17 protein-coding genes are annotated in these 19,564 nt (G+C 60.8%); 10 read left to right on the plus strand and 7 right to left on the minus strand.

Annotated elements, in window-relative coordinates; translation table 11 throughout:
* Window positions 1–77: 77 nt before the first annotated feature.
* The 5 genes from bioD to bioB form a co-directional block, all read right to left on the minus strand.
* The gene (gene bioD / locus ACA066_RS26610; RefSeq protein WP_497697236.1) at window positions 78–758 is read right to left on the minus strand and encodes a dethiobiotin synthase; all 681 of its coding nucleotides are present in this window, start codon (window positions 756–758) and stop codon (window positions 78–80) included.
* A complete protein-coding gene (gene bioC / locus ACA066_RS26615) occupies window positions 755–1,579 on the minus strand; it encodes a malonyl-ACP O-methyltransferase BioC (protein WP_497697237.1) in 825 nt (274 codons plus the stop codon). Before bioC ends, bioD begins: the two co-directional genes overlap by 4 nt.
* Window positions 1,572–2,303 carry an alpha/beta fold hydrolase gene (locus ACA066_RS26620; RefSeq protein ID WP_497697238.1) on the minus strand — a complete coding sequence of 244 codons (732 nt, stop codon included), beginning with the start codon at window positions 2,301–2,303 and terminating at the stop codon, window positions 1,572–1,574. Before ACA066_RS26620 ends, bioC begins: the two co-directional genes overlap by 8 nt.
* The gene (gene bioF, locus ACA066_RS26625) at window positions 2,296–3,474 is read right to left on the minus strand and encodes an 8-amino-7-oxononanoate synthase (RefSeq protein ID WP_497697239.1); all 1,179 of its coding nucleotides are present in this window, start codon (window positions 3,472–3,474) and stop codon (window positions 2,296–2,298) included. The genes ACA066_RS26620 and bioF overlap by 8 nt, the downstream gene beginning before the upstream one ends.
* 138 nt (window positions 3,475–3,612) lie before the next feature.
* The gene (bioB, locus tag ACA066_RS26630) at window positions 3,613–4,668 is read right to left on the minus strand and encodes a biotin synthase BioB (protein WP_262168446.1); all 1,056 of its coding nucleotides are present in this window, start codon (window positions 4,666–4,668) and stop codon (window positions 3,613–3,615) included.
* Between the two features lie 90 nt (window positions 4,669–4,758).
* Here bioB and ACA066_RS26635 point away from each other — a divergent pair, with 90 nt between their 5' ends.
* From ACA066_RS26635 to rarD, 5 genes are all read left to right on the plus strand, one after another.
* Window positions 4,759–5,499: a double zinc ribbon domain-containing protein gene (locus ACA066_RS26635; RefSeq protein WP_497697240.1), complete on the plus strand. Its 741-nt coding sequence runs from the start codon at window positions 4,759–4,761 to the stop codon at window positions 5,497–5,499.
* Window positions 5,500–5,703: 204 nt separating this feature from the next.
* A complete protein-coding gene (locus ACA066_RS26640) occupies window positions 5,704–6,468 on the plus strand; it encodes a TOBE domain-containing protein (protein WP_497697241.1) in 765 nt (254 codons plus the stop codon).
* 58 nt (window positions 6,469–6,526) lie between these two features.
* Window positions 6,527–8,428, plus strand: coding sequence for a PhoX family protein (locus ACA066_RS26645; protein ID WP_497697242.1), 1,902 nt, complete (start codon window positions 6,527–6,529; stop codon window positions 8,426–8,428).
* Window positions 8,429–8,634: 206 nt separating this feature from the next.
* Window positions 8,635–9,609, plus strand: a complete 975-nt coding sequence (locus tag ACA066_RS26650) for a serine/threonine protein kinase (RefSeq protein WP_497697243.1) — start codon at window positions 8,635–8,637, stop codon at window positions 9,607–9,609.
* A gap of 152 nt (window positions 9,610–9,761) precedes the next feature.
* On the plus strand, window positions 9,762–10,649 hold the full coding sequence (rarD, locus tag ACA066_RS26655) for an EamA family transporter RarD (RefSeq protein WP_214379298.1): 888 nt from the start codon (window positions 9,762–9,764) through the stop codon (window positions 10,647–10,649).
* Between the two features lie 215 nt (window positions 10,650–10,864).
* Here rarD and ACA066_RS26660 read toward each other — a convergent pair whose 3' ends face one another.
* Complete coding sequence (locus ACA066_RS26660; RefSeq protein ID WP_007947710.1) at window positions 10,865–11,383, minus strand: glycine cleavage system transcriptional repressor; 519 nt, start codon at window positions 11,381–11,383, stop codon at window positions 10,865–10,867.
* Between the two features lie 564 nt (window positions 11,384–11,947).
* Between ACA066_RS26660 and ACA066_RS26665 the strand changes: the two genes are divergently transcribed.
* Entirely contained in the window at window positions 11,948–14,125 is a 2,178-nt protein-coding gene (locus tag ACA066_RS26665) for a malate synthase G (protein ID WP_497697244.1), read from the plus strand.
* Between the two features lie 219 nt (window positions 14,126–14,344).
* Here the strand turns inward: ACA066_RS26665 and ACA066_RS26670 are convergent, their stop codons facing one another.
* A complete protein-coding gene (locus tag ACA066_RS26670) occupies window positions 14,345–14,791 on the minus strand; it encodes a response regulator (protein ID WP_497697245.1) in 447 nt (148 codons plus the stop codon).
* A gap of 254 nt (window positions 14,792–15,045) precedes the next feature.
* Between ACA066_RS26670 and ACA066_RS26675 the strand changes: the two genes are divergently transcribed.
* The 4 genes from ACA066_RS26675 to ACA066_RS26690 all read left to right on the plus strand — a co-directional run bounded on the left by ACA066_RS26675 (window position 15,046) and on the right by ACA066_RS26690 (window position 19,411).
* Window positions 15,046–16,986, plus strand: coding sequence for a putative nucleotidyltransferase substrate binding domain-containing protein (locus ACA066_RS26675; RefSeq protein ID WP_497697246.1), 1,941 nt, complete (start codon window positions 15,046–15,048; stop codon window positions 16,984–16,986).
* A complete protein-coding gene (locus ACA066_RS26680) occupies window positions 16,983–17,690 on the plus strand; it encodes a 3'-5' exonuclease (protein ID WP_497697247.1) in 708 nt (235 codons plus the stop codon). The genes ACA066_RS26675 and ACA066_RS26680 overlap by 4 nt, the downstream gene beginning before the upstream one ends.
* Window positions 17,691–17,924: 234 nt before the next feature.
* Window positions 17,925–18,443: an RNA polymerase sigma factor gene (locus ACA066_RS26685; protein WP_214379308.1), complete on the plus strand. Its 519-nt coding sequence runs from the start codon at window positions 17,925–17,927 to the stop codon at window positions 18,441–18,443.
* On the plus strand, window positions 18,440–19,411 hold the full coding sequence (locus tag ACA066_RS26690; RefSeq protein ID WP_497697248.1) for a FecR domain-containing protein: 972 nt from the start codon (window positions 18,440–18,442) through the stop codon (window positions 19,409–19,411). The genes ACA066_RS26685 and ACA066_RS26690 overlap by 4 nt, the downstream gene beginning before the upstream one ends.
* Window positions 19,412–19,564: the final 153 nt, after the last annotated feature.

Here is a 19,564-nt window from a genome sequence, read left to right on the forward strand (position 1 = left end):
AGACGCACGCAAAAAACACCCGACAAAAACACTAATGGCACAGTGCCTTGTCATAGGTAAAACCATTGCTTGAAGCTTCAGTCCAGCAAATCCAGCTGAAGGTGTTCCGCCACCGCCTCCGCTGTCACCAGCTTGAGTTTCGGCACTCGTCCAAGACACGGCGCGGGGATCCGCTCGGCAAGCGTGGCAAGGTTTTCTTCAAGGCGCGCCGTCTTTGCATCGATGATGTTGGCCACCCAACCCGCCAGCTGCAAACCGTCCTGCGCAATCGCCTCGGCTGTCAGCAACGCATGGTTAATGCAACCCAGCCGCACGCCGACCACCAGAATCACCGGCAGATCCAGCGCCATGGCCAGGTCCGACAGGTTGTCCTGATCCGCCAGCGGCACGCGCCAGCCACCGGCGCCTTCGATCAGGGTGAAATCGGCCTGCATCTCCAGAATCTTCTGCATCGGTGCCAACAAGGATTGCACCGTCAACGCCACGCCCGCCTCGCGTGCCGCCAGATGCGGAGCGATTGCCGGTTCGAACGCCACCGGATTGACCTGTGCATACGTCAGCGGCACCGAGCATTCCGCCAGCAACGCCAACGCGTCGGCGTTGCGCAAGCCCTTGGGCGTCACGTCGCAACCTGAAGCAACCGGTTTCCCCGCCGCCGTACTCAGGCCCGCCGACCGCGCGGCATGCAGCAAGCCCGCAGCCACAGTGGTCTTGCCGACATCGGTGTCAGTACCGGTGATGAAATACGCTGCGCTCATAAGGGTTTCTCCAAAACGGCATACACCACTTGATAAGTCGCCGGCAGGCCTTCGGCCTGACGAAACTGCTCGTAAGCCTCGACCAGGCCGAGAATCCGCGCCCTGCCGGTCAAACCGCCCGGCCTCCCGGGATTGAGGTTGTGCGCACCCAGCGCCTTGAGTTCGTGGGTCAGGCTGCGCACATCCGGGTAATGCAGCACGTGAGGACGGGTTTGCAGACTCGCGACCTTCAAGCCGCTGGCCGCGCACAGCTGTTGATAAACCCCGAACTCGCGGAAGCGGTTGACGTGCACCATGCCATCCACTTGCCTCCAACTGTCACGCAGCTCTGACAGTGTGCCCACGCACAGACTAGCAAATGCAAACTTTCCGCCAGGTTTAAGCACACGATGGGCTTCACTGAGCACCGAAGCGAAGTCCGCGCACCACTGCACCGCCAGGCTGGAGAAGATCAGATCACAGGTCGAATCCTGCAAGGGCAGTCGTTCCGCATCGCCGGCGATGAAATGCGTGGCCCCACCCAACGGGCGCGCGTGATTGAGCATGCCTTCGGCGATGTCCAGCGCCACGCCGTGACCGGCAGGAAAACGCTCACTCAGCACACGACTGAAATGCCCGGTGCCACACCCAAGATCGAGCCAGCGACCTGGTACGAAATTGCCCGGCAAACGGCTTAACAACTGGCTGCCGACATCACGCTGCAATTCGGCGACGCTGTCGTAGCTGGCCGCCGCGCGGGAAAAGGACGCGGCAACCTGGCGCTTGTCCGGCAAGCCGCCGGGCTGCTTTGGAAGGGGAAGCGGAAGGGATAAATCAGTCATCACCGGACTCATGCAAAAAGGCCTGGATCGCCCCTGCCACACCGTGCGGGTCTTCCAGGAGAAACGCGTGGCTGGCCTGTTCAATCAGGCCGATTTCGACGTCCGGCAGCAATGCCAGCAAATCCGCCACCGCTTCGGCTGGAACCAGCCCGTCGAGGCCGGCGAACAAATGCAGCTGCGGGCCGCGGAATGCTTGCAATGCCTGACGGGTATCCAGTTGCGCAAGCAGCTCCAGGCCGCTCATCAATACCGCAGCAGAGGTGTGGGGCGCGCCACCGAGCAATAACCGCGACAATCCGCGTGGGTCTTCGGCGCCTTGAGCGCAGAGCAACGAAAAGCGCTTCAGCGTCGTGCGCAGATCGGCGCTGCATCCGGTCAGAAACGCGTCGAAGGTCTCGCCGGGCATCGCGTTTGGCCATTGCTCATGGGCGACAAACGAAGGATTGCTCGCCAGGGTCAACAAGCCGCAGCAACGATCGCCGCGCCGCGCCGCCAACTCGGAAGCGAGCATGCCGCCGAGGGACCAGCCGCCGAGCCAGGCGTCTTGCGGGATCGTCGAATCCAGCTCATCGAGCCATTCTTCAAGATCGCTCGATTCCAGCTCCGGCAGCGGCTCGATCTCGACCCGCAGATGCTCATCCAGCCCTTGCAACGCAGCTGCCAATGGCTCCAGAGGTGAAATCCCGAGCCCCCAGCCAGGTAGCAGAATCAGACGATCACGCATGGCTTGGCTCCGGTCCCAGTTGTGCAAAACAATCGGCCAGTCCATTTAACAATAGCTGCACCTGCGCCTCGCTGTGCGCGGCGGTCAGGGTCACACGCAGTCGGGCGCTGCCGGCGGGCACGGTCGGTGGGCGGATCGCGGTCACCATCAATCCACGCTCGCGCAGCATTTGCGACAGCCGCACCGCACGCCCGGCATCGCCGATCATGATCGGCTGGATCGGAGTGAAGCTGTCCATCAGCTCCAGGCCGATCTGCTCGGCACCTTGTCGGAACTGACGAATCAGGATGTTCAGATGTTCACGACGCCAGTGCTCGGTGCGCAGCAGTTCCAGGCTTTTCAGCGTTGCGCAGGCCAGGGCAGGCGGTTGGCTGGTGGTGTAAATGTACGGACGAGCGAACTGGATCAAACTCTCGATCAGTTCTTCGCTGCCGGCAACAAAGGCGCCTGCAGTGCCAAAAGCTTTGCCGAGGGTGCCCACCAGCACCGGCACGTCCTCCTGGCTCAGGCCGAAATGCTCGACGATCCCGCCACCATTGGCGCCCAGCGGACCAAAACCATGCGCGTCATCGACCATCAGCCACGCGCCTTTGGCCTTTGCTTCCCGGGCCAGCGCTGGCAGGTCGGCGATGTCGCCGTCCATGCTGAACACGCCGTCGGTGACCACCAGCGTATTGCCAGAGGCTTTCTCGAGACGGTTGGCGAGACTCACCGCGTCGTTGTGCAGATAACGATTGAAACGCGCGCCGGACAACAGGCCGGCGTCGAGCAACGAGGCGTGGTTGAGGCGGTCTTCGAGCACCGTATCGCCCTGCCCCACCAACGCGGTCACAGCGCCGAGGTTGGCCATGTAACCGGTGGTGAACAGCAACGCACGCGGGCGGCCAGTCAAGTCAGCTAACGCTTCTTCCAGCTCATGATGTGGCGTGCTGTGGCCAATGACCAAGTGCGAAGCGCCGCCACCGACACCCCAACGGGACGCGCCGGCGCGCCAGGCTTCGATCACTTGCGGGTGATTGGCCAGGCCCAGGTAATCGTTGTTGCAGAACGCCAGCAACGGCTGACCGTCGACCACCACTTCGGGGCCTTGAGGGCTTTCGAGCAATGGGCGTTGGCGGTAGAGATGTTCGGCACGACGGGCAGCAAGGCGTGCGGCGAGATCGAAAGACATGCAGGCCTCGCGAGTAGGAAGGAGATAAAGCTTCTGCAGGAGCAAAGCTTGCTCGCGATGAATGCGCCTCTGTCTGTTTGAATGACCGTGGCGATCCGATCGCGGGCAAGCCTTGCTCCTACAGGGGGTCAGCGGTGATCAAACAGCAGCGTTATAGAACATCTCGCTGCTCTTCTGCTCCACCAGCGCCTGTTCGATGGCTGCCTGGTGCACTTCGTCGGCATGCTCTTCACGCGCTTCCGGCAGGATCCCCAGGCGCGAGAACAGTTGCATGTCCTTGTCGGCCTGCGGGTTGGCGGTGGTCAGCAGTTTGTCGCCATAGAAAATCGAGTTCGCACCGGCAAAGAACGCCAGGGCCTGCATCTGCTCGTTCATCGCTTCGCGGCCGGCGGACAGGCGCACGTGGGATTGCGGCATCAGGATGCGCGCGACGGCGAGCATGCGGATGAAGTCGAACGGGTCGATGTCTTCGGCGTTTTCCAACGGCGTACCGGCGACTTTCACCAGCATGTTGATCGGCACCGATTCCGGATGCTCCGGCAGGTTGGCCAGCTGGATCAGCAGGTTGGCACGGTCATCGAGGGACTCGCCCATGCCGAGGATGCCGCCGGAGCAGATCTTCATCCCCGAATCACGCACGTAGGCCAGGGTTTGCAGGCGCTCGCTGTACGTGCGGGTGGTGATGATGCTGCCGTAGAACTCGGGCGAGGTGTCGAGGTTGTGGTTGTAGTAATCGAGGCCGGCCTTGGCCAGCGCTTCGGTCTGGTCCTGATCCAGACGACCGAGGGTCATGCAGGTTTCCAGGCCCATGGCTTTCACGCCCTTGACCATCTCCAGCACGTACGGCATGTCTTTGGCCGACGGGTGTTTCCACGCCGCGCCCATGCAGAAACGGGTCGAACCGATGGCCTTGGCGCGGGCAGCCTCTTCGAGGACCTTCTGCACTTCCATCAGTTTTTCTTTTTCCAGGCCGGTGTTGTAGTGACCGGACTGCGGACAATATTTGCAATCTTCCGGGCAGGCGCCGGTCTTGATCGAGAGCAGCGTGGAAACCTGGACGCGGTTGGCGTCGAAATGCGCGCGGTGCACGGTCTGCGCCTGGAACAGCAGGTCGTTGAATGGCTGAACGAAGAGTGCTTTGACTTCGGCCAAAGACCAGTCATGACGCAGTGTTGCAGAGGTGCTGGCGCTCATGGGCGTTTCCTTGATTATGCTTGGCTAGCGGCTGGGGAATGGAATACCCACAGACGCGACACGGATGTTCGGCATATTTAAGGAAGAGCGATGCGCTGTCAACCACGATACAAAGGACCGGTTTACATCTGGTTAAAAAACAAACAACCCTGTTTGCTTTGCGGTGAGATGGCAGATGAAGCTACGCCAATCTGCACGGCGTGTGAAACCGACCTGCCCTGGCTCGGCGATCACTGCCGGACCTGCGCCCTGCCCTTGCCCGCGGCGGACATGACCTGCGGCCAATGTTTGAAGGCGCCGCCCTCCTTCGAACAAGTGATCGCCCCGTGGACCTACAGTTTTCCAGTCGACAGTCTGATCACCCGCTTCAAGCACAGCGCGAAATGGCCGTTTGGCCGCCTGCTTGCCGAACTTCTCGCTCATTACCTACAACATCGCTTCGATGAAGCGCTGGAGCGACCCGATGCGCTGGTCCCGGTGCCGCTGGCGACCAGGCGTCTGCGGCACCGGGGGTTCAATCAGGCTGCAATGCTGGCCCGCTGGTTAAGCGCGAGCCTGGATATCCCCTGCGAAGAACAGCTGCTCAAGAGGATTCAAGACACCAGCGCGCAACAAGACCTGAAGGCCGAGGCTCGCAAAAAGAACCTGCACAACGCATTCGCCCAGATGCCCGATGCGGTGATCAAGGGGCGTCACCTGGCGCTGGTCGACGACGTGCTGACCACTGGCGCGACCGCCCAGGCCCTGGCACACCTGTTGATGGATGCCGGCGCCTCGCGGGTCGATGTCTATTGCCTGGCGCGCACGCCCAAACCCGGCGACGCGGTTTGACTCAAGAACACAAAACCTGTGGGAGCGAGACCGGCTTGCCGGCGATGGACTCAAGAGCGACGCGTTTGTTCAGAAAGCACGCGTTATCGTTAACGTCCATCGCCGGCAAGCCGGTCTCGCTCCCACAGGGATTTCCACATGACTTGACTCCCGCAGCCCAAGCCGCCAACGTCCTCCCATCGTCACAGCCCAAAGCGCCTTGCCATGTCCTTGCCTACGTTGTTGTCCCAGCACATTGTCCGTCGCCCGCAGCGCATCGCATTGCTGCAACACATCGCCGAACAGGGCTCGATCACCCGCGCTGCGAAAAGCGCGGGGCTGAGTTACAAAGCCGCGTGGGATGCCATCGACGAGTTGAACAACCTGGCGCAGAAGCCGCTGGTGGAGCGCAGTGTCGGCGGCAAGGGCGGTGGTGGTGCGAAGCTGTCCAGCGAAGGCCAACGCGTATTGCGCCTGTATCAAAAGCTGCAAACACTGCAGGCCCAGGTGCTGGAAGCCGCCGAAGACGCCAGCGACCTGGACCTGCTCGGCCGCCTGATGCTCAGAACCAGCGCGCGCAATCAGTTGCACGGCAAGGTCATGGCGATTGAAGCTCAGGGGCGCAACGACCTGATTCGTCTTGAACTGGCCGAAGGCCTGGGTCTCGATGCGCAGATCACCCACGACAGCACCGTGCGCCTGGAACTGGAGCCCGGCACGGAAGTGGTCGCCCTGATCAAGGCCGGCTGGCTCGAACTGCTGGCCATCGAAGACACTGCAACACCCGGACACAATGACCTGACCGGCACCATCGAAGAAATCCTCAACGCCGAGGACGGCCCCAGTGAAGTGCGCATCGGCCTGCCCAATGGCCAGACGTTATGCGCGCTGGCCGAACCGCTGCACTTGAAAACCCACGGCCTCGCCACCGATAAACCGGTACGGGTGCAATTTGCGCCGTCCAACGTGTTGCTCGGTACACCGCTCTGAAACACAAGCGTCATTAACGCTCTTTAAGGTGACTGTAAAAACCCGCAGGGAGCCTGATGTGAGCCTATTAGAAGACAACCAGAACACCGACCTCGAGAACATGGTCGGCCTCAGCCGTCGTGGTTTCATCAGCGCGGGCGCCCTGTGCGGTGCAGCCATGTTCCTCGGCGGCAACCTGCTGAGCCGCAGCGTGCTCGCGGCCAGTGTCAGCGCAGGCACCAGCAAACTGTTGGGTTTTGACAGCATCCCCGCCGCCACCAGCGACGCCATTACCCTGCCGCCGGGCTACAAGTCTTCGGTGCTGATCAGCTGGGGCCAGCCGCTGCAACAGAACGGTCCGGCATTCGACCCGAGCGGTAACGGCTCCGCCGAACATCAGGAAAGCCAGTTCGGCGACAACAACGACGGCATGAGCCTGTTCGAGTTTCCGGGTGAAAAAGACCGCGCGCTGATGGCGATCAACAACGAATACACCAACTACCGTTACCTCTACCCCCATGGCGGCATGCCGCAATCGAAGGAAGAAGTGCGCAAGGCGCTGGCCTGCGAAGGCGTGTCGGTGATCGAAGTGCAACGCAAGAACGGGCAATGGCAATTCGTTCAGGGCTCGCGCTACAACCGTCGCATTCACGGTAACGCGCCGATCAGCCTCAGCGGCCCCGCTGCCGGCCATGACCTGTTGAAAACCAGCGCCGACCCGCACGGTAAGAACGTCCTCGGCACCTTCCAGAACTGCGCCAACGGCAAGACGCCGTGGGGCACCTACCTGACCTGCGAAGAGAACTTCACCGACTGCTTCGGCAGCAGCAATGCCGAACAGAAATTCGACGCCGCGCAGAAACGCTACGGTGTGGTGGCCGCCAGCAAAGAGATCAACTGGCACCCACACGACGAGCGATTCGACCTGGCGAAAAACCCCAACGAACTCAACCGTCACGGCTGGGTGGTGGAAATCGACCCGTTCAATCCGCTGTCGACACCCGTCAAGCGCACCGCACTGGGCCGTTTCAAACATGAAAACGCTGCCCTGGCCGAAACCCATGACGGCCACGCCGTGGTGTACATGGGCGACGACGAGCGCGGCGAGTTCATCTACAAGTTCGTCAGCCGCGACAAGATCAACCACAAAAACCCGAAAGCCAATCGTGACCTGCTGGACCACGGCACCTTGTACGTGGCGCGCTTCGACGCGGGCGACGGCAACGCCGATCACCCGAAAGGCCAGGGCGAGTGGATCGAACTGACCCACGGCAAAAACGGCATCGACGCCAGCAGCGGTTTTGCCAATCAGGCAGAGGTGCTGATTCACGCGCGCCTCGCGGCCACGGTGGTGAAAGCTACGCGCATGGACCGTCCGGAGTGGATCGTCGTCAGCCCCAAGGACGGCCAGGTCTATTGCACGCTGACCAACAACGCCAAGCGCGGTGAAGACGGTCAACCGGTGGGCGGGCCTAACCCCCGCGAGAAGAACGTGTACGGGCAGATTCTGCGCTGGCGCACCGACCGTGATGACCACGGTTCGAAAAGCTTTGCCTGGGATCTGTTTGTGGTCGCCGGCAACCCGGGTGTCCACGCCGGCACGCCGAAGGGCGGTTCGTCGAACATCACGCCGCAAAACATGTTCAACAGCCCGGATGGCCTGGATTTCGACAAGGCCGGACGCTTGTGGATCCTGACCGATGGCGACTCGAGCAACGCCGGTGATTTTGCCGGCATGGGCAACAACCAGATGCTCTGCGCCGACCCGGTCACCGGGGAGATCCGCCGCTTCATGGTCGGGCCGATTGGCTGCGAGGTGACGGGGATCAGCTTCTCGCCGGATCAGAAGACGCTGTTTGTCGGGATTCAGCATCCGGGGGAAAACGGTGGGTCGACGTTCCCTGAGCATCTGCCGAATGGCAAGCCGCGGTCTTCGGTGATGGCGATTTCCCGTGAGGATGGCGGGATCGTCGGCGCCTGATCGGGCCTCTTCGCGGGCAAGTCGGATCGCCGCCCGCTCGCTCCTACAGGTGATTTGCGGTGTGTCGCAGATCGAATGTGGGAGCGAGCCTGCTCGCGATGGCGCCAGCCCAACCAACACTCATCTCAAGCCCAACCACTATAGAAGCCCCGTCTGCGCTACCATGCTTGGCCGGACGCGGCAGCCTGCTGCGCGCAGGAGTCAGCATGGCCCACCCGTTTGCAACCCTCACCCCAGACCTCGTGCTCGATGCCGTCGAAAGCATCGGCTTTCTCAGCGACGCGCGCATTCTGGCGCTCAACAGCTACGAGAACCGCGTCTATCAGGTCGGCATCGAAGACTCCGAACCGCTGATCGCCAAGTTCTACCGCCCGCAGCGCTGGACCAACGAAGCGATTCTTGAAGAGCACCAGTTCACCTTCGAACTCGCCGAGTGCGACGTGCCGGTGGTGGCGCCGATGATTCACAACGGTGCCAGCCTGCACGAACACAACGGTTTCCGTTTCACCCTGTTCCCTCGCCGTGGCGGACGCGCGCCGGAGCCGGGCAATCTCGATCAGCTGTATCGACTGGGCCAACTGCTCGGCCGCCTGCATGCCGTGGGCTCGACAAAACCCTTCGATCACCGCGAAGCGCTGGGCGTGAAGAACTTCGGTCACGATTCGCTGACGACGCTGCTCGAAGGCAATTTCATCCCCAAAAGCCTGCTGCCGGCCTACGAGTCCGTCGCCCGCGACCTGCTCAAGCGTGTCGAAGAGGTCTACAAAGCCACGCCGCACCAGAACATCCGTATGCACGGCGATTGCCACCCCGGCAACATGATGTGCCGCGACGAGATGTTCCACATCGTCGACCTCGACGACTGCCGCATGGGCCCGGCGGTGCAGGACATCTGGATGATGCTCGCCGGCGACCGTCAGGAATGTCTCGGTCAGTTGTCGGAATTGATGGACGGCTACAACGAATTTCACGACTTCGACCCGCGGGAACTGGCGCTGATCGAACCGCTGCGCGCGTTGCGCCTGATGCACTACAGCGCCTGGCTGGCGCGTCGCTGGGACGACCCGGCGTTCCCGCACAGTTTTCCGTGGTTCGGTACGGAGCGGTATTGGGGGGATCAGGTGTTGGCGTTGCGTGAGCAGTTGGCCGCGCTCAACGAAGAACCGTTGAAGTTGTTCTAGCCCCGGTAGGAGCCGGCTTGCTGGCGATGAACGATGACACCGTCCTCCTGACACACCGCGTTATCGTTCATCGCCAGCAAGCCGGCTCCTACAAAACTCCTGACATGCCTATACAATCCCCTTTTTGTTAGCTGCCTAAGCAAGGATTCTGCATGCAAGCCGCCAACCCGCGTCGCGGGTACATCCTGGGCCTGAGTGCCTACATCATCTGGGGCCTGTTCCCGATCTACTTCAAAGCCATCGCCAACGTGCCCGCCGTGGAGATCATCATCCACCGCGTGCTCTGGTCTGCGCTGTTCGGCGCCTTGCTGCTGATGGTGTGGAAGCATCCGGGCTGGTGGCGCGAGCTGCGTGACAACCCGAAACGGCTGGCGATCCTCGCGCTGAGCGGCACGCTGATCGCGGCCAACTGGCTGACGTACGTCTGGTCGGTGAACAACGGGCGCATGCTCGAAGCCAGCCTCGGTTACTACATCAACCCGCTGGTGAACGTGTTGTTGGGGATGTTGATCCTCGGCGAACGGCTGCGACGCATGCAGTGGATCGCGGTGGGTCTGGCCGCGGTCGGTGTGGCGCAACAGGTGTGGCAGGTCGGCAGTCTGCCGTGGGTGTCGCTGGTGCTGGCGCTGACGTTTGGCTTCTACGGTTTGATCCGCAAGCAGGCGCCGGTCAAAGCCTTGCCCGGTCTGGTGGTGGAAACCTGGATGCTGGTGCCGATTGCCATGGCCTGGCTGCTGTTCAATCAGACGGCCATGAGCGCTCAGCCCGAGTTCTGGACGACTACCGAAGCCTGGTGGCTGGTCGCCGCCGGGCCGGTAACCCTCGTGCCGCTGGTATGTTTTAACGCCGCCGCGCGGCATTTGCCCTACACCACGCTGGGATTCCTCCAGTACCTGGCGCCGACATTGGTGCTGCTGCAAGCCGTACTGCTGTTTGGCGAACACTTGTCATCCAGCACACTGGTGGCGTTTATCTTTATCTGGGCCGGGCTGGCGGTTTACAGCGTCGATGCGTGGATAAGTTTGCGCCGTCGCAGCTGATCAAAAATCGTACGAACCTCTACAGGCCACGTATTTCGTGGCCTGCATCGATCCTTCCCAAGGTTATCCACAGCGTGATCCCCGGCGTTTGTGCGCAACTTGTTGAATCTGATGGTTTTTTGATCAGTTCATGAAGAAGCCCGGCCGGCGTGGGCTGGCGGGCTGTCTCTACAGGTTATCCACAGGCAGGTGCACGTATAACTTGGATAACCCTGTCAGGGTTCGCTGCGCAGGACCAATTCCACCATCAAATCGTCCGCCAGGGTTTCCAGGCGCGACTGCAACACATCCAGAGAAAGCGTCAGCGGCACGGCGAGAATCGCTTCGGCGTGGAACAGCGGCTCGCTGCTCATCGGCGCCGGGCGCACTTCGGTAACCAGTCGTTCCAGATTGACCCCCTGCTCACTCAACAGACGCGTGATGTCGCGCACGATCCCCGGACGATCATTGCCCACAAGTTCCATGGCAATTGGTTTCCAGGTGCAGGATTGTTCGATGCCGCTTTCGGCAATCAGCACGCGAATGCCATGGGCCGACAACGCCTGCAAGGCATCGACCAATTCGTCGTAGGCCTCGGCCGGCACGCCCACCCGAAGAATCCCGGCAAACTGCCCGGCCATGCGTGACATGCGGCTTTCCAGCCAGTTGCCGCCGTGCTCGGCAATGCACTGGGCGATGCGCTCGACCTGCCCAGGTTTGTCCGGTGCGAAAACAGTGAGTACGAGGTGGTCCATGGCGCAGCCCTCTTTTGTTATAGAAAGAGAAGTATAGGCAAGGGTTGTTGCTACGTTGAATCGGCCGACGCCTTCGCGGGCAAGCCTTGCTCCTACGGGTTTTGTGTCGTTCACAAAATTGGTAACCGGGCCCAAAACCTGTAGGAGCAAGGCTTGCCCGCGAATGGCGCACCAGCGATTCAACTGAAAAGCACAAATCGTGTACAACTTTTTATATTTAACTGGAACAATCTCATACTTTTTTGAGAACATCCCCATCCCCGACGTGACTGCAATGCGTCATGGGGTCGCAGAACGACGTAATTAGTCTAATTTTCACAACCGCAATTCATCATGTAGTATGCCGCAGCGCGCACTACATAACGTTGGATCGATGTCTGCCACAGGCGCGGTCGCAGCCCTGAAAGCCCTATCAGCAAGGCCTCAACGCCGTTGATCGGTTCCATCCCAGCCGCCCGAAATGGCATGTACTGGTGGAAGGGGTTTGTGGTTTAAATAGCCAGAGGCTTCATTGTTAATTTGAAGAGCTGAAAAGCGAAATAGCTGAGCAGAGTGAGGCAAGCAATGACTGAACACGTTCAAGTCGGTGGCCTGCAGGTCGCCAAAGTCCTGTTCGACTTCGTGAACAACGAAGCCATTCCCGGAACCGGCCTCACCGCCGACAAATTCTGGGCCGGTGCCGACAAGGTCATTCACGACCTGGCGCCGAAGAACAAAGCCCTACTCGCCAAACGCGATGATTTCCAGGCTCGTATCGATGGCTGGCACCAGTCCCGTGCCGGTCAGGCGCACGACGCCGTGGCTTATAAAGCCTTCTTGCAAGACATCGGTTATCTGCTGCCAGAAGCGGCTGATTTCCAGGCAACGACGCAAAACGTCGATGACGAAATCGCCCGCATGGCCGGCCCACAGCTCGTGGTGCCGGTCATGAACGCCCGCTTCGCGCTCAACGCCTCGAATGCCCGCTGGGGCTCGTTGTACGACGCGCTCTATGGCACCGACGCCATCAGCGAAGCTGACGGCGCGGAAAAAGGCAAAGGCTACAACAAGGTTCGCGGCGACAAGGTCATCGCCTTCGCCCGCGCCTTCCTCGATGAAGCCGCGCCATTGGCCGCCGGCTCCCACGTCGATTCCACCGGCTACAAGATCGTTGACGGCAAACTGGTGGTCGCCCTGAAAGGTGGCAGCAACAGCGGCCTGCGCAACGACGCTCAGCTGATCGGTTTCCACGGCGATGCGGATGCACCGACCGCGATCCTGCTGAAGAACAACGGCCTGCACTTCGAAATCCAGATCGACGCCAGCACCCCGGTCGGCCAGACCGACGCTGCCGGTGTCAAAGACATCCTGATGGAAGCCGCGCTGACCACCATCATGGACTGCGAAGACTCCGTTGCTGCCGTCGATGCCGATGACAAAGTGGTGATCTACCGCAACTGGCTCGGCCTGATGAAGGGCGACCTGTCGGAAGAAGTCTCCAAGGGCGGTCAGACTTTTACCCGCACCATGAACGCCGACCGCACCTACACCGGCGTTGATGGCAAGGAACTGAGCCTGCACGGTCGCTCGCTGCTGTTCGTGCGCAACGTTGGTCACCTGATGACCATCGACGCGATCCTCGACAAAGACGGCAACGAAGTTCCGGAAGGCATTCTCGACGGTCTGGTGACCAGCCTCGCGGCGATCCACAGCCTCAACGGCAACAGCTCGCGCAAGAATAGCCGCACCGGTTCGGTCTACATCGTGAAGCCGAAGATGCACGGCCCGGAAGAAGCGGCGTTCACCAACGAACTGTTCGGGCGCATCGAAGACGTACTCGGCCTGCCGCGCAACACGCTGAAAGTCGGAATCATGGACGAGGAGCGCCGCACCACGATCAACCTCAAGGCGTGCATCAAGGCGGCCAGCGAGCGCGTGGTGTTCATCAACACCGGTTTCCTCGACCGCACGGGCGATGAAATCCACACCTCCATGGAAGCCGGCCCGATGGTGCGCAAGGCGGACATGAAGGCTGAAAAATGGATCGGCGCTTACGAGAACTGGAACGTCGATATCGGTTTGAGCACCGGCCTGCAAGGTCGCGCGCAGATCGGTAAAGGCATGTGGGCCATGCCGGACCTGATGGCGGCGATGCTCGAACAAAAAATCGCTCACCCGCTGGCCGGTGCCAACACCGCCTGGGTTCCATCGCCGACAGCAGCTGCACTGCACGCGTTGCACTACCACAAGGTCGACGTGTTCGCCCGTCAGGCCGAACTGGCCAAACGTGCCCGCGCGTCGGTGGACGACATCCTGACCATCCCGCTGGCGGTAAACCCGCAGTGGACCGCGGAACAGATCAAGAACGAACTGGACAACAACGCCCAGGGCATTCTCGGTTACGTGGTGCGCTGGATCGACCAGGGTGTTGGCTGCTCGAAAGTGCCGGACATCAACGACGTCGGCCTGATGGAAGACCGTGCCACGCTGCGGATTTCCAGCCAGCACATCGCCAACTGGCTGCGCCACGGTATCGTCACCGAAGAGCAAGTGATGGAAAGCCTCAAGCGCATGGCCCCGGTGGTTGACCGTCAGAACGCCAACGACGCGCTGTACCGTCCGCTGGCACCGAATTTCGACAGCAACATCGCCTTCCAGGCGGCGGTCGAACTGGTGGTTGAAGGCACCAAACAGCCGAACGGCTACACCGAGCCGGTCCTGCACCGTCGTCGTCGCGAGTTCAAGGCTGCGAATGGCCTGTAACTGAGCGTTGATGCCGTGTCATTAAAAAGCCCTGATCGAAAGATCAGGGCTTTTTCATGTGGCCGCGTTTCCTGTGGCGAGGGAGCTTGCTCCCGTTCGACGGCGAAGCAGTCGTAAATTCAGCGGATGCGGTATGTCAGGCGACATAAGGTCGCCCATATTGGGGCCGCTTCGCAGCCCAGCGGGAGCAAGCTCCCTCGCCACAAAAAGCCCTCAGCGCTACGGCTCCATCCCCAGCTCATGCTTGACCAATTCCAGCAGTTTGCGGGTATCGATTGGCTTCAGCAGGAAATCCACCACGCTCAAATGCATGGCGGCAATCGCGTCCTTCACGTCGGCATCGCCCGAAACGATGATGATCGGCATGGCTGCCCGAACGGATTCACGGACTTTGCGGATCAAATCCAGGCCGTCAATGTGTCCCATCCGCAGGTCAGTAATCACCAAGCCGATCGATGGCATCTCATCCAGCATCTTGAGCGCGGTTTCACCGCTGGCCGCGGTCATGCAACGAATGCCATCTAGACCCAGAATTTCCGACAGCAGCTCACGCGCATCCTTATCGTCATCGACGATCAGCACCCGTTGCGGCGGCAGGTCGGGCTCCAGCATGACGGCACTCAGCGCCTCGCGCTCGGCGTCGCTCAAAATATCGTGGTCGGACATAGCGTTCTCTAAATGTTCAATTTCATTCCTAGCACTGTGGTGAGACATCGCTAAGCAGACCTTGAATGTGCACTTCGTCGGATTTATTTCCTATAGGGGAAAGGATAGATTCTTCCCACAATTGCGTAAGGTTTTTCCGAAACTTCATCACCGGAAGGCCCGACCTAGACTTACGTCCAATGGGCACCCTGCGTTCCGGGGCCGACCATGGACAAGTCATCCGACAACAACAATTCGAAAAAAAGACTGCGGTCATGGTTATGAGTAAAACGGACGCCTTCATACAGGCAGGGAAAACCGCGGTGTTGCAGAACATCCAGGGCACTTTGCAATTCCTGCAGCGTTTCCCGCCCTTCAATCAAATGGAACACGCTCACCTGGCGTACCTGGTGGAACAGTGTCAGCTGCGTTTTTATGCGCCCGGCGAAAGCATCATCAAGCCCGCCGATGGCCCGGTTGAGCATTTCTACATCGTCAAACAGGGCCGCGTCGTGGGTGAACGCCCCCACACGGCCAAGGGCGGCACCGAAACCACCTTCGAAATCACCACCGGAGAGTGCTTCCCCCTCGCCGCGCTGCTGGGTGAACGTGCGACGCGCACCGAACATCTGGCAGCCGAAGACACCTTTTGCCTACAACTGAACAAGCTGGCATTCATCAAACTGTTCGCGCTTTCCAACGCGTTTCGCGACTTTGCCCTACGCGGCGTCAGCAGTTTGCTGGATCAGGTCAACCAGCAAGTCCAGCAAAAAGCCGTGGAAACCCTCGGCACTCAATATTCACTGAATACGCGCCTTGGCGAATTGGCCATGCGCCATCCGGTGACGTGCAGCCCCGCAACGCCTTTGCGCGAAGCCGTGACCCTGATGCACGAGCAGCAGGTCGGCAGCATCGTGGTGGTCGATGAACACAAGTCGCCGCTGGGCATTTTCACCCTGCGCGACCTGCGTCACGTGGTGGCCGAAGGCACCAACGACTTCAACGAAGCCATCGAATTGCACATGACCCACGCGCCGTTTTTCCTGACGCCTGACCACAGCGCCTTCGATGCGGCGATTGCCATGACCGAGCGGCATATCGCCCACGTTTGCCTGGTCAAGGATCAGCGCCTGTGTGGCGTGGTCTCGGAACGTGACCTGTTTTCCCTGCAACGGGTCGATCTGGTGCACCTGGCGCGAACCATCCGCAGCGCCCAGAAGGTGGAAAACCTGGTGGCGATGCGCGGCGAAATCGGCCAACTGGTGGAGCGCATGCTGGCCCACGGTGCGTCTTCGACCCAGATCACCCACATCATCACCCTGCTCAACGACCACACCGTGTGCCGGGTGATCGAACTGACCCTCGCCGAGAAAGGTGACCCCGGCGTGCCGTTTAGTTGGCTGTGTTTTGGCAGCGAAGGTCGCCGCGAGCAAACGCTGCACACCGATCAGGACAACGGCATTCTGTTCGAAGCGCGGGACGCGGCGCATGCCGCCGAGATTCGCGGCAAGTTGCTGCCCATCGCTCAACACATCAACCAGAGCCTGGCGCTGTGCGGTTTCACCCTGTGCAAGGGCAACATCATGGCCGGCAACCCCGAGCTGTGTTTGTCCCGGGCCGAATGGGCACGGCGTTTTGCGGCGTTTATTCGTGAAGCGACGCCGGAGAACCTGCTGGGTTCGAGCATCTATTTCGACCTGCGCGTGGTCTGGGGTGACGAGCAAAGCTGCGATCAGTTGCGCCGTGGGATTCTCGATCAGGTCGCCGACAACCGGCTGTTCCAGCGGATGATGGCCGAAAACGCCCTGCGTAACCGCCCGCCCGTAGGCCGTTTCCGCGAGTTCGTGCTGGCGCGCAAGAATGGCGAGAAGGCGACGCTGGACCTGAAAGTCCAGGGCCTGACGCCCTTTGTCGATGGCGCCCGATTGCTCGCACTGGCCCACGGCATCGAGGCCAACAATACGCTGGAGCGCTTTCGCCAACTGGTCGAAAAAGAGGTCATCGAACGGCTGGACGGTGCGGCGTACGAAGAGGCGTATCACTTCATCCAGCAAACCCGCATGCAGCAACATCAGCTACAGACCCGGGAGAACTTGCCCTACTCCAACCGGGTCGATCCCGACAGCCTCAATCATCTGGACCGACGCATCCTGCGCGAATCCCTGCGCCAGGCCCAACGCCTGCAAAGCAGCCTGACGCTGCGGTATCAGCTATGAGCCTGTTTTCATGGCTGCGCCCGGCAAGTCCGATGCTGTCCAGCGAGTTGCAGCAACGTCTGAAAGACTTGCCGGTGGGAGCAGATCTGAGCGAATGCAGCCTGCGCGAACAGCGCTGGGTGGTGCTGGACCTGGAAACCACCGGGTTGAATATAAACAAGGATCGGGTGCTGTCCATTGGCGCGGTGGTCATTGAAGACGGCGGGATCGACTTCAGTCAGCAGTTCGAACGTACCCTGCAATGCACGGATATGAAATTGGCGCCCAGCGTATTGATTCACGGCTTGGGGCCGAGTGCGATCGCTGCCGGCAGTGATCCGGCGCAGGCCTTGCTCGAATTCATGGAGTTTGTGGGCGACAGTCCGGTGCTGGCGTTTCATGCGCCGTTTGACCAGCACATGCTCGGGCGCGCGTTGAAGGATCATCTGGGTTACAAGCTGCAGCATCCGTTTCTTGATGTGGCGGACATCGCCCCGCTGCTGTGCCCGCAGGCGCATATCCGCGAGGCGGGGCTGGATGAGTGGATCGACTGGTTCAAGCTCGAAGTGTTCGAGCGTCATAACGCCAGTGCCGATGCGCTGGCGACTGCGGAACTGGCGTTGATCCTGTTCAGCCGGGCGCGGCAGCAGCAGATTCATAGTCCGTTGAATCTGCAGCAGCGGGTGAGTCAGTGGAAGCGCAGGCAGCGAACGCCTTCGTTCTAAATTTCCGGTGCCTGTTCTGACGCCTTCGCGGGCAAGCCATGCTCCTACGGGTTTTGTGTCGTTCCCTAATTCTGTGAACGACACAAAACCCGTAGGAGCATGGCTTGCCAGCGAAGAACGATAACGCGGTCTAACTGCACCCACCTGACCAGTGGCCAATTGCTTACCTCCCCCGCCTCTGCCACAATCGCGAACAATTCTCGTTAGTTAATACTTCCCAATCGGTGATGCTGCGTGTCGTCAGTCCAAAGCCCCCACAGTGAGCTCGTCGGTGCGTTATATCGCGACCACCGCAGCTGGCTATTGGCCTGGCTTCGACGCAATGTCGCCTGTCCGCAACGGGCCGAAGACCTGAGTCAGGACACCTTCGTGCGCTTGCTGGGCCGTGATCAACTGAACGAACCCCGCGAACCTCGGGCGTTTCTGGTGGCGATCGCCAAGGGCCTGCTGTTCGACTACTTCCGCCGTGCCGCGCTGGAACAGGCTTACCTCACTGAACTGATGCTGATCCCCGAAGGCGAGCAACCGTCGGTGGAGGAACAGCAACTGATCCTCGAAGACCTGAAAAACATCGATCGCCTGCTCGGCAAACTCTCCAGCAAAGCCCGGGCAGCGTTTCTCTACAACCGTCTCGACGGCCTTGGCCACGCGGAAATCGCCCAGCGACTGGGGGTGTCGGTGCCGCGGGTGCGTCAATACCTGGCTCAGGGCATTCGTCAGTGCTACATCGCGTTGTACGGTGAGCCGGTATGAGCCCGGTCAGTTCCAAACCGGTTTCGGCGCAAGTGCTGGACGCGGCGATTGCCTGGCAATTGTCGCTGGATTCCAGCAACCCGGTGGAGCGCGAAGAGTTCGCCAAATGGCACGCCGCCCACGAAGAGCACGCCCGTGCCTGGCGCCAGTTGGGCATGCTCGATCAGCGTTTCAGCGTGGCCAGCGGCCCGGCCCGCTCCGCGTTGCTGCAATCGCGCGAAAGCATTCGCCGACGTGTGCGCAAGCTGGGCAGCGGCGTGGCGAGCATCGTGGCGGTGATTGGTTTGGCGCTGTTCGCCGGTGAGCGTTATCTGCCGGTCGACTATTGGCTGGCCGATAAGCGCACCGCCACCGGCGAGCAACGCACCTTGCGCCTGAGCGACGGCACCGTGATCAACCTCAATACCCACAGTGCCGTGGACGTGCGCTTTGATGAGAAGCAGCGCCGGGTGATTCTTCAGGACGGGGAAATCCTCGTCGAAACCGGCCATGGCGATGCCCGGCCGTTTATCGTCGAAACCCGCGAAGGCAGCATGCGCGCACTCGGCACGCGTTTCCTGGTCAAGCGCGAGGAAGAAGGCACGCGCCTGAGCGTGTTGCAGTCCGCCGTGGCCGCCCATCCCGAGTCGAGCCCTGAAGAACAGATTCTGCGCGAAGGCCAGCAAGTGCTGATGCGCAGCAATGGACTGGGTCCGATCATCGCGCTCAACCTCGGCGCCGATGCCTGGACCCGCGGCATGCTGGTGGTGGACAACGCGCGCCTGGAGGATCTGGTCCATGAACTCGGGCGCTATCGTCGAGGGCATCTGGGCGTTGCGCCAGAGGTTGCCGACCTGCGGATCACCGGCAGTTTTCCGCTGCACGATACCGATCTGGCGTTGAGCGCCCTGTTGCCGACCTTACCGGTGCAGATCGAGCAGCACACGCAATGGTGGGTGACGGTGGCGAAGGCGGATGCCAAGCCCTGAGCATGATGTCGTCTGAGCGGACGCCTTCGCGGGCAAGCCATGCTCTACAGGTTTTGTGTCGTCCACAGAATTACCGTTCGACACAAAACCTGTAGAGCATGGCTTGCCCGCGAAGAGGCCCTCAGCCTCACCACAATTACTGAATCGAAATTA

The organism is Pseudomonas sp. LBUM1651, assembly GCF_059716135.1.

Excerpts from the sequence above, each read along its gene's own strand:
- bioD (WP_497697236.1), bottom strand. The coding sequence starts at position 758 with ATGAGCGCAGCGTATTTCATCACCGGTACTGACACCGATGTCGGCAAG.
- bioC (WP_497697237.1), bottom strand. The coding sequence starts at position 1,579 with ATGACTGATTTATCCCTTCCGCTTCCCCTTCCAAAGCAGCCCGGCGGC.
- ACA066_RS26620 (WP_497697238.1), bottom strand. The coding sequence starts at position 2,303 with ATGCGTGATCGTCTGATTCTGCTACCTGGCTGGGGGCTCGGGATTTCA.
- bioF (WP_497697239.1), bottom strand. The coding sequence starts at position 3,474 with ATGTCTTTCGATCTCGCCGCACGCCTTGCTGCCCGTCGTGCCGAACAT.
- bioB (WP_262168446.1), bottom strand. The coding sequence starts at position 4,668 with ATGAGCGCCAGCACCTCTGCAACACTGCGTCATGACTGGTCTTTGGCC.
- ACA066_RS26635 (WP_497697240.1), top strand. The coding sequence starts at position 4,759 with ATGCGCTGTCAACCACGATACAAAGGACCGGTTTACATCTGGTTAAAA.
- ACA066_RS26640 (WP_497697241.1), top strand. The coding sequence starts at position 5,704 with ATGTCCTTGCCTACGTTGTTGTCCCAGCACATTGTCCGTCGCCCGCAG.
- ACA066_RS26650 (WP_497697243.1), top strand. The coding sequence starts at position 8,635 with ATGGCCCACCCGTTTGCAACCCTCACCCCAGACCTCGTGCTCGATGCC.
- rarD (WP_214379298.1), top strand. The coding sequence starts at position 9,762 with ATGCAAGCCGCCAACCCGCGTCGCGGGTACATCCTGGGCCTGAGTGCC.
- ACA066_RS26660 (WP_007947710.1), bottom strand. The coding sequence starts at position 11,383 with ATGGACCACCTCGTACTCACTGTTTTCGCACCGGACAAACCTGGGCAG.
- ACA066_RS26665 (WP_497697244.1), top strand. The coding sequence starts at position 11,948 with ATGACTGAACACGTTCAAGTCGGTGGCCTGCAGGTCGCCAAAGTCCTG.
- ACA066_RS26670 (WP_497697245.1), bottom strand. The coding sequence starts at position 14,791 with ATGTCCGACCACGATATTTTGAGCGACGCCGAGCGCGAGGCGCTGAGT.
- ACA066_RS26675 (WP_497697246.1), top strand. The coding sequence starts at position 15,046 with ATGGTTATGAGTAAAACGGACGCCTTCATACAGGCAGGGAAAACCGCG.
- ACA066_RS26680 (WP_497697247.1), top strand. The coding sequence starts at position 16,983 with ATGAGCCTGTTTTCATGGCTGCGCCCGGCAAGTCCGATGCTGTCCAGC.
- ACA066_RS26690 (WP_497697248.1), top strand. The coding sequence starts at position 18,440 with ATGAGCCCGGTCAGTTCCAAACCGGTTTCGGCGCAAGTGCTGGACGCG.